The sequence below is a fragment of the Pseudomonas sp. GM24 genome (assembly GCF_000282235.1).
Lineage (GTDB): Bacteria > Pseudomonadota > Gammaproteobacteria > Pseudomonadales > Pseudomonadaceae > Aquipseudomonas.
Genome location: NZ_AKJR01000141.1, coordinates 1 through 8,306 on the forward strand (window position 1 = coordinate 1; position 8,306 = coordinate 8,306).

Sequence of the window (8,306 nt, forward strand, 5' to 3'; positions counted from 1 at the left end):
CCTTCGGCAGCTCCTACACAGGATTTAATTACACCTGTAGGAGCTGCCGAAGGCTGCGATCTTTTGCTTTTAAATCCCCGAATTAGAGCTTGTGCAGGCACTTTCTGGCTCTTTCGCGTTTCTCGTCGTAATCTCAAGCCATGCCTTTGATCACGCAGTTATTCGCCGTGCTGGTTTTTGCTTGCCTGAGCTTCGCCGCTCGAGGCGAGAAGTTGCGTATTGTCACCGAGCCGTGGGCGCCTTACGTCTATGAAGAGAACGGTAAGAACCTCGGACTGGATTACGAAACCACGGCCATCGTCTTCAAACGGCTGGGCATAGAAGTCGAATGGCAATTCCTGCCGTGGAAGCGTTGCCTGTCGATGCTTGAAACCGGCCTTGCCGATGGCGCGCTGGATATCTTCCATAGCGATGAGCGCGACGCCACCCTGCTCTACCCGAGCGAGCCGCTGTCGGACGTCGAATTCGTGATGTTTTACGCCAACGACCGGCCGCACCCGTTCAGCAAACTCGAAGAACTCAAAGGCCTGACCATCGGCACCTCGCCGGGTTATCTCTATAGCCCAGACTTCAGCGAATCAACATTGTTTACCCGTGAACCGGCCCCGACCCACGAAGCCAACTTCGGCAAACTGGTGCGCGGTCGCATTGACTTGCTGATCACTGATCGTCGCGTCGGTCAGCATTTGCTCGATGAGCTGAATATTCGCGATCAAATCACCGAAAACCCGACGGTTATTAGCCGTCAGAGCCAGTTTCTCGCGGTTCGACGCAATGCCGGCATGGATTTGCTGGTGCAGCGGTTTGGCGCCGAGCTCAAGCGATTCAAGCGCGAACCGGCCTACGCCGAGCTGAGCGCACGCTACGGCGCCGCCCCCGCCAGCAGCCCATCAATGAATTCAGCCACGGCCAGCGGCAAAACCGTTGAGCAGCAGGAAAGCAGCGCGCAGTGATTGCTCTGTTATACTCCGGCGTTCCCGCCAGGCTCACGCCCGGACGCCCGGAACCGTAACAGGCCTCTCGACCCGCTACAGCGCAGCTTTGCAGCCCGCGCGAGCGCTCCAGACGTGCCTTCGGAACCGCAGCAGGACCGGACGGGATTGCGTCCTCTTAAACGTGATTCGCGCCAGGCAAGACTCCCATTGGGCCAAGCCCTAACTAAAACAGGATTACTCATGTCCTTTGCTTCCCTCGGTCTCTCCGAGGCTTTAGTCCGCGCCATCGAAGATGCGGGCTATACCGAGCCTACTCCGGTGCAACAGCGGGCCATTCCCGCCGTGTTGCAAGGTCGCGACCTGATGGTTGCGGCACAGACAGGTACCGGTAAAACCGGCGGTTTCGCCCTTCCGATCCTGGAGCGGTTGTTCCCCAATGGTCACCCGGACAAATCCCAGCGTCATGGCCCGCGCCAACCGCGCGTACTGGTCCTGACCCCGACCCGCGAACTCGCGGCCCAGGTACACGAGAGCTTCAAGATCTACGCCCGTGACCTGAAATTCGTCAGCGCCTGCATCTTCGGCGGCGTCGGCATGAACCCACAGGTTCAGGCCATGTCCCGTGGTGTCGACGTGCTCGTCGCCTGCCCGGGTCGTTTGCTCGACCTCTGCGGCCAGGGCAGTGTTGATCTGTCCCACGTTGAAATCCTCGTCCTCGACGAAGCCGACCGCATGCTCGACATGGGTTTCGTGCACGACGTGAAAAAAGTTCTCGCGCGTCTGCCGTCCAAGCGTCAGAACCTGCTGTTCTCGGCAACCTTCTCCAAAGACATCACCGACCTCGCCGGCAAGCTGCTGCACAACCCGGAACGCATCGAAGTGACGCCGCCGAACACCACGGTCGAGCGCATCGAACAACGCGTGTTCCGTCTGCCGGCCAGCCACAAGCGTGCGCTGCTGGCGCACCTGATCACCGCCGGCGCGTGGGAACAGGTACTGGTCTTCACCCGCACCAAGCACGGCGCCAACCGTCTGGCCGAGTACCTGGACAAGCACGGCCTGCCGGCTGTGGCGATCCACGGTAACAAGAGCCAGAACGCACGGACCAAAGCGCTGGCCGACTTCAAGGCCAACCAGGTGCGTATCCTGGTGGCTACCGACATCGCCGCGCGCGGTCTGGACATCGATCAGTTGCCACACGTGGTCAACTTCGAACTGCCGAACGTCGATGAAGATTACGTTCACCGTATCGGCCGTACAGGCCGTGCCGGTCGTTCGGGCGAGGCGATTTCGCTGGTCGCGCCGGACGAAGAAAAACTGCTGAAAAGCATCGAACGCATGACCAAACAGAAAATCGCCGACGGCGACCTGATGGGCTTCGATTCGAGCACCATTGAAGCCGAGAAGCCGGAAGTGCGTGAACGTCCGGACGTGCGTAACCCGCGCAATCCACGTGGCCCACGCGGCGACGGGCCGAATGGCGGCGGCGGTGGTGGCGGTCGTAAGGACAAAGGCAAAGACAAGGGCAAGGAAAAACCGGCCGGTGAACGTGGCGAGCGCCCTGCCCGTCAGCAGAAACCGCGCGAAGGTACTCCGAGCCGCGAACAGCGTCCGAGCCAACCGCCACGTGCGGCAGCTGATCGCGCACCGGACGAATTCCTCGACGACGATATCGATAACTTCGGTAACCGCGTTGACTACGTGCCGAAACCGGCTCCTGCTGGCGGCCGTGGTCGTCGTCCAGGCGCACCGGCTCAAGGTGCTGGCGCAGGTTCGGGCGCACCTCGCGGCGGTCAGTCGCAGGGTCGCCAGAACGGCCCGCGCAACAGCAACGGTTCGAGCACCGGCACCCCACCGGCCAAACGCAGCGGCCCGCGCAACGGTGCACCGCGTGACGGTCAGTCGGGTCGTCGCGACGATTCCGCTTCGTCCTCGCGCAACCGCCGTCCAGCCCGTGACGATCAGCCACGCAGCGAGCCAGCCGTGCAGAACCCGCGCAGCACCGGCCCGAAGATCATGCACAAGGAATCGAAAGCCGATCGCTTCCCGACGCCTGAGCAGCTTGATCAACTGCCAAGCCGCCCGCGTGGCGAAAAACCAGCCTTGCTGACCCGCAATCGCTGATTTGACGCTGCAATGAAAAATGCCCCGCCTCGAAAGAGCCGGGGCATTTTTTATGGACGACCCAAAGCCGCTTTCTGTAGGAGCTGCCGAGGCTGCGATCTTTTGATCTTAGAAAAGCCAACATCAAAAGATCGTCCGATCGCGGCCCGAGCCTTCGGCAGCTCCTACAGGGATCAGGGTTGTGGCAGGCAATAAAAAACGCCCCCGGCCTTTCAACCGGGGGCGTTTTTATGTGGCGAGGAGAAAGTTACTTAACTTTCACGCCTTCCAGCGAGATGTCCAGATCCGCAGTTTGCGAGGTAGGACCTGGGCCCTTGATCCCGAAATCGTTCAGGTTGAGGGTGGTCTTCGCGTTGAAACCAGCACGCTCGCCGCCCCATGGATCCTTGCCTTCGCCGTTGAACGTGGCCTTGAAGGTCACAGGCTTGGTCACGCCGTGCAGGGTCAGGTCGCCAGTCACGTCAGCAGTCTTTTCACCGGTCGACTTAACAGCGGTGGAGACGAACTTGGCGTCAGCAAACTTGCCCACGTCGAGGAAGTCTTTGCTGGCGATGTGCTTGTCACGTTCAGCGTGGTTCGACCAAAGGCTGGCGGTTTTCACATCGACGGAGATTTTGCTGGCTTCAGGCTTGGCCGAATCCCACGAGAACGTACCGTCGAAATCTTTGAAAGTACCGTGGATGAAGCTGTAACCCAGGTGGCTGATTTTCCAGTCAACGAAGGCGTGCTGACCTTCCTTGTCGATTTTGTAGTCCGCTGCCATGGCCTGGGCCGAGAGCAGTGCAGAACCGATTGCCAGAGCGGCCAGAGTCTTTTTCAACATGCTTTCTTTTCCTTTGAGTCGAGGTTGAATTTCAGGCTTTGCGACCGAGCATTCGTGTCAGGGTCGCATCACGATCGATAAAGTGGTGCTTCAATGCTGCCAACGCATGGAGACCGGAAAAAATTACCAGTGCCCACGCCAGCCAGAGATGAATCACCCCAGCGGTATCTGCCTGATCCGGTAGCCCGGAAACCAGTGCAGGAACTTCAAACAGGCCAAACACCGGGATCCCGACACCGTCTGCGGTGGAAATCAGGTAACCGGCAAGCATCACAGCGAACAGCGCCAGATACAGAAACCCGTGGCCGAACTTGGCGCCGATCCGGGTCATGCGGCTGTAGCTCTGCAGCGTCGGCGGCGGTGGGCTGATAAAACGCCACAGCACCCGCAACACCATCACGGCCAGCAACACCAGGCCGATACTCTTGTGCAGATCCGGCGCCTCTTTGCGCCAGCTGCTGTAGTAATCCAGCCCGACCATCCACAGGCCCAGCGCAAACAGCCCGAAGACCACCAGCGCCACGCCCCAGTGCATGAAGATGCTGACCCAACCATAGCGCGAAGAAGAGTTACGTAGCTGCATTGCCCAAATCCTGTGAGAACTGCGAACCAAGACTAGCGAGTTATCTATCGAATTAAAGCGGAAAATTTTGCTTTGAAATATCGAGAAATACGATCAAGAGTCTGGAAGTGGCTTGTTAAGGAAAGATTAACGGGGAAAGTGTGGCGGGATGTTAGGTGGCAGATCCTGATGATGCGCTGTCTGGACAGGCTTCATCGCGGGCAAGCCCGCTCCCACAGTGGTCGGTGGCGTTCACAAATTCTGCGTTCACCTCAGAAACCTGTGGGAGCTGGCTTGCCAGCGATGGGGCCCTCACAGGCAAAAAAAAAGCGCGGCATAAACGCCGCGCTTCTTCATTCACCGCAAGGCTTACTGCGCCTTGGTCTCGGTCGTTGCCGCAGGCTTGGCTGCTGGCTTCTTCGCCGGTTCAGCCTTTTTCGCCGCTGGTTTGGCCGCAGGCTTTTTCGCCTCGGTTTTCGCAGCCGGCTTCTTCGCCGCTGGCTTGGCTGCCGCTTTCTTCGCAGGCTCAGCCTTTACCGGAGCTGCAGGCTTCGGTGCTTCCACCGGAGCTGGCGCAGGGGCCGGGGTCGGCGCAGGCGCAGGTGCTACCGGAGTTGGAGCCGGCTCTGGCGCTTTCACAGGCTCTGGCTTCTTCTCGTCATCCGAACCGCCGAACAGGTTGCTGAAGAAGTTGCCCTTCTTCGCCGCCACGGCACCCGCCGCGCCTGCCGCTGCTGCAGCCGGCAGCACTTTGGCTGGCTCGAACGATTTGCCCGCCGCCAGATCTTCAACCTGACTGGCCGCTCGCTGGCCAGTGCGCAGTGCGCCTTCCAGAGTTCCCGGGTACAAGGTGTCGGTGTGTTCGCCGGCGAAGGTCACGCGTTGCAGCGGACGTTCCCACAGGCGCCAGAACTTGCTGATCTGCCCCGGGCCGTAAGCCAGGTACGCACCGCCCATCGACGGGTCGGTGCTGTAGCGACGGATTTCATAACCGGTGAACGAGCCACGGGCCTGTGGATAAAACGCGTGCAGACGGATCAGCACCTGATCGACCATCTGCTTGTCGCCGAACGCCTGCATCACGCGGGCATTGTCGCCGGACAGGTTGATCACCACGTTGGCGCCGCCCTTCAGGGCAGGTTCGATCCAGAGCATGCCGAGACCGGTGTTGCTGTAGATCTCGCCGGACATGCGCGCCTTGCTTTCCCACACCGGCGTCTTGAACTTCAGCATGATCTGGTCGCGCCAGCCGTAGTTGGTGCCCTTGATCGCGGCCATGTGCTGGGCATCCAGCGCCGGCGTCAAAGCAATCTTGTTCAGCGCACGCAATGGCACGGCCAGTACAACGTAATCAGCCTGATAACCAACACTGCCGACCTTGACGGTCACGCCATCCTTGTCCTGATTGATCGCCGACACCGGCGAGTTGGTCTTGATGGTTTTGATCTGTTTGACGAACGCCTGCGCCAGCACCTGGCTGCCGCCGACCAGACGCGAAGCACGCAGGTCACGGTCGGAGATGCCGCGATACACGCGGTTCTGCTGCGCGAAGTACAGCAGCGACAGACGCGAAGGTTCGTCGTAGTGGGTGCGGATGTCCTGGTTGATCAGCTGACGCGCAGTGGCCGGCAGGTTCTGCTTGTCGAGCCAGCTCGATACGGTGATCTGGTCCAGTGCGTGCAACGTACTGGTCGCCGCCGGGTTCTGCGGATCGTCGATCGAACGTGCCAGATCGTCGAGGGTTTTCTGATAGCGCTTCAAGGCATCGGCGGTGGCCGGTTGCTTGGTCGCCAGATCGGCGGCAGAGAAATACTCGCCGTCGATCAGGTAGCCCGGGGTCCGCACGAACTCAGGTGCCGGCGTGGTGCCCAGCTTGAACGTCGACACGTACTTGTTCAGCACCGGCTGGGTCTTGTCGTTGCCGATCCACTCGCTGGTGGCCATGCCCGAGCGTCCGCCCAAGCTCGGCTTGGCTTCCAGCAGGGTGACCTGCCAGCCTTTGTTTTGCAGTTCATAAGCGGCAGTCAGACCCGAGAGGCCGCCGCCGATCACGATTGCAGTTTTATCCTTGGCCAGCGCTGTAACGCTGAACAGCCCCAACATCACCAGCGCACAGGCGCGCAGCCAACCGACAGACATTCAGCGAACTCCGGAAATACACGTAGGAAAAAGCAGTTTTGCGGGTCAGACGACCCAAAGAACCGCGAAGAATACGTTAGCCATCAAAACGCCGCCAGCGACGTCTATCGGCTCATACAAAGTAGCTCAATCGACACAATGGGTTGTCCCCGCGCGATGCATTGCATAGGCTTGCGCGATTGTTTGCCCGCGCCTGACGCGAGCCGCCTCGAGGAGACTGTAAATGGGCCTGAATAACCAGTGGATGCAACGCGACCTCGCGGTGTTGTGGCATCCCTGCACCCAGATGAAAGACCACGAACAGCTGCCGCTGATCCCGATCAAGCGCGGTGAAGGCGTCTGGCTCGAAGACTTCGAAGGCAAGCGCTACCTCGACGCCGTCAGCTCGTGGTGGGTCAACGTGTTTGGCCACGCCAACCCGCGGATCAATCAGCGCATCAAGGATCAGGTCGATCAACTGGAGCACGTGATTCTGGCTGGCTTCAGCCATCAACCGGTGATCGAGCTGTCCGAACGTCTGGTGAAGATGACGCCGGAAGGGCTGAACCGGGTATTCTACGCCGATAACGGTTCGTCCTGCATCGAAGTCGCGCTGAAAATGAGCTTTCACTACTGGCTCAATCGCGGTCAACCGAACAAGAAGCGCTTCGTCACCCTGACCAACAGCTACCACGGCGAAACCATGGCGGCGATGGCGGTCGGTGACGTGCCGCTGTTCACCGAGACCTACAAAGCGCTGCTGATGGACACCATCAAGGTGCCGAGCCCGGATTGCTACGGGCGCCCCGAGGGGATGAGTTGGGAAGAACATTCGCGCAACATGTTCGCGGCCATGGAACAGACCTTGGCCGAGAACCATGACAGCGTCGCGGCAGTGATCGTCGAGCCGCTGATTCAGGGCGCTGGCGGCATGCGCATGTATCACCCGGTGTATCTGAAATTGCTGCGCGAGGCCTGCGATCGCTACGGCGTGCATTTGATCCTCGACGAAATCGCCGTTGGCTTCGGTCGCACCGGAACCATGTTTGCCTGTGAACAGGCCGGCATCCGCCCGGACTTCCTCTGCCTGTCGAAAGCGCTGACCGGCGGCTATTTGCCGCTGGCCGCGTGCCTGACCACCGACGAGGTCTACAGCGCGTTCTACGATGACTATCCAACCTTGCGCGCCTTCCTCCATTCGCACAGCTACACCGGCAACCCGCTGGCATGCGCGGCGGCACTGGCAACGCTGGATATCTTCGAGCAGGACAACGTTATCGAGAACAACAAGGCGCTGGCCCAGCGCATGGCATCGGCGACGGCGCATCTGGTCGATCACCCGAACGTCTCCGAAGTGCGCCAGACCGGCATGGTCCTGGCCATCGAGATGGTCAAGGATAAAGCCACCAAAGAGGCCTACCCTTGGCAGGAACGTCGCGGTCTGAAAGTGTTCCAGCATGCGCTGGAGCGTGGCGCGTTGCTGCGTCCGCTGGGTAGCGTGGTGTATTTCCTGCCGCCGTACGTGATCACCCCGGAGCAGATCGACTTCCTCGCCGAAGTCGCCAGCGAAGGCATCGACATTGCCACGCGTGACAGCGTCAGCGTGGCCGTGCCGAAAGACTTCCACCCCGGCTTCCGCGATCCGGGTTGATCCGGTTTACTCGCTCGTTCCCACGCTCCGCGTGGGAATGCAGCCCGGGACGCTCCGCGTCCCAAAGCGGACGCAGAGCGTCCATTGAGGCAT

General features: G+C 60.3%; 6 protein-coding genes. 3 read left to right on the forward strand and 3 right to left on the reverse strand.

Annotated features, from left to right (window positions below; translation table 11 throughout):
• Nucleotides 1-140: 140 nt before the first annotated feature.
• On the forward strand, nt 141-953 hold the full coding sequence (locus PMI23_RS17090) for a substrate-binding periplasmic protein (protein WP_007913718.1): 813 nt from the start codon (nt 141-143) through the stop codon (nt 951-953).
• A gap of 222 nt (nt 954-1,175) precedes the next feature.
• Nucleotides 1,176-3,059 (forward strand): DEAD/DEAH box helicase, encoded by a 1,884-nt coding sequence (locus PMI23_RS17095; protein ID WP_007913716.1) that lies wholly within the window; start codon nt 1,176-1,178, stop codon nt 3,057-3,059.
• Nucleotides 3,060-3,306: 247 nt separating this feature from the next.
• On the opposite strand, the gene PMI23_RS17100 is transcribed toward PMI23_RS17095, so the two are convergent.
• The 3 genes from PMI23_RS17100 to PMI23_RS17110 form a co-directional block, all read right to left on the reverse strand.
• Complete coding sequence (locus PMI23_RS17100) at nt 3,307-3,882, reverse strand: YceI family protein (RefSeq protein WP_007913714.1); 576 nt, start codon at nt 3,880-3,882, stop codon at nt 3,307-3,309.
• Between the two features lie 31 nt (nt 3,883-3,913).
• On the reverse strand, nt 3,914-4,465 hold the full coding sequence (locus PMI23_RS17105) for a cytochrome b (protein WP_007913713.1): 552 nt from the start codon (nt 4,463-4,465) through the stop codon (nt 3,914-3,916).
• A gap of 348 nt (nt 4,466-4,813) precedes the next feature.
• Nucleotides 4,814-6,583, reverse strand: a complete 1,770-nt coding sequence (locus PMI23_RS17110; protein ID WP_007913712.1) for a flavin monoamine oxidase family protein — start codon at nt 6,581-6,583, stop codon at nt 4,814-4,816.
• Between the two features lie 223 nt (nt 6,584-6,806).
• Here PMI23_RS17110 and PMI23_RS17115 point away from each other — a divergent pair, with 223 nt between their 5' ends.
• Complete coding sequence (locus tag PMI23_RS17115) at nt 6,807-8,213, forward strand: adenosylmethionine--8-amino-7-oxononanoate transaminase (RefSeq protein ID WP_007913711.1); 1,407 nt, start codon at nt 6,807-6,809, stop codon at nt 8,211-8,213.
• Nucleotides 8,214-8,306: the final 93 nt, after the last annotated feature.

What these genes read in the sequence shown, in the direction of transcription:
- PMI23_RS17090 (WP_007913718.1), top strand. Translation starts at nt 141, where the DNA reads ATGCCTTTGATCACGCAGTTATTCGCCGTGCTGGTTTTTGCTTGCCTG.
- PMI23_RS17095 (WP_007913716.1), top strand. Translation starts at nt 1,176, where the DNA reads ATGTCCTTTGCTTCCCTCGGTCTCTCCGAGGCTTTAGTCCGCGCCATC.
- PMI23_RS17100 (WP_007913714.1), bottom strand. Translation starts at nt 3,882, where the DNA reads ATGTTGAAAAAGACTCTGGCCGCTCTGGCAATCGGTTCTGCACTGCTC.
- PMI23_RS17105 (WP_007913713.1), bottom strand. Translation starts at nt 4,465, where the DNA reads ATGCAGCTACGTAACTCTTCTTCGCGCTATGGTTGGGTCAGCATCTTC.
- PMI23_RS17110 (WP_007913712.1), bottom strand. Translation starts at nt 6,583, where the DNA reads ATGTCTGTCGGTTGGCTGCGCGCCTGTGCGCTGGTGATGTTGGGGCTG.
- PMI23_RS17115 (WP_007913711.1), top strand. Translation starts at nt 6,807, where the DNA reads ATGGGCCTGAATAACCAGTGGATGCAACGCGACCTCGCGGTGTTGTGG.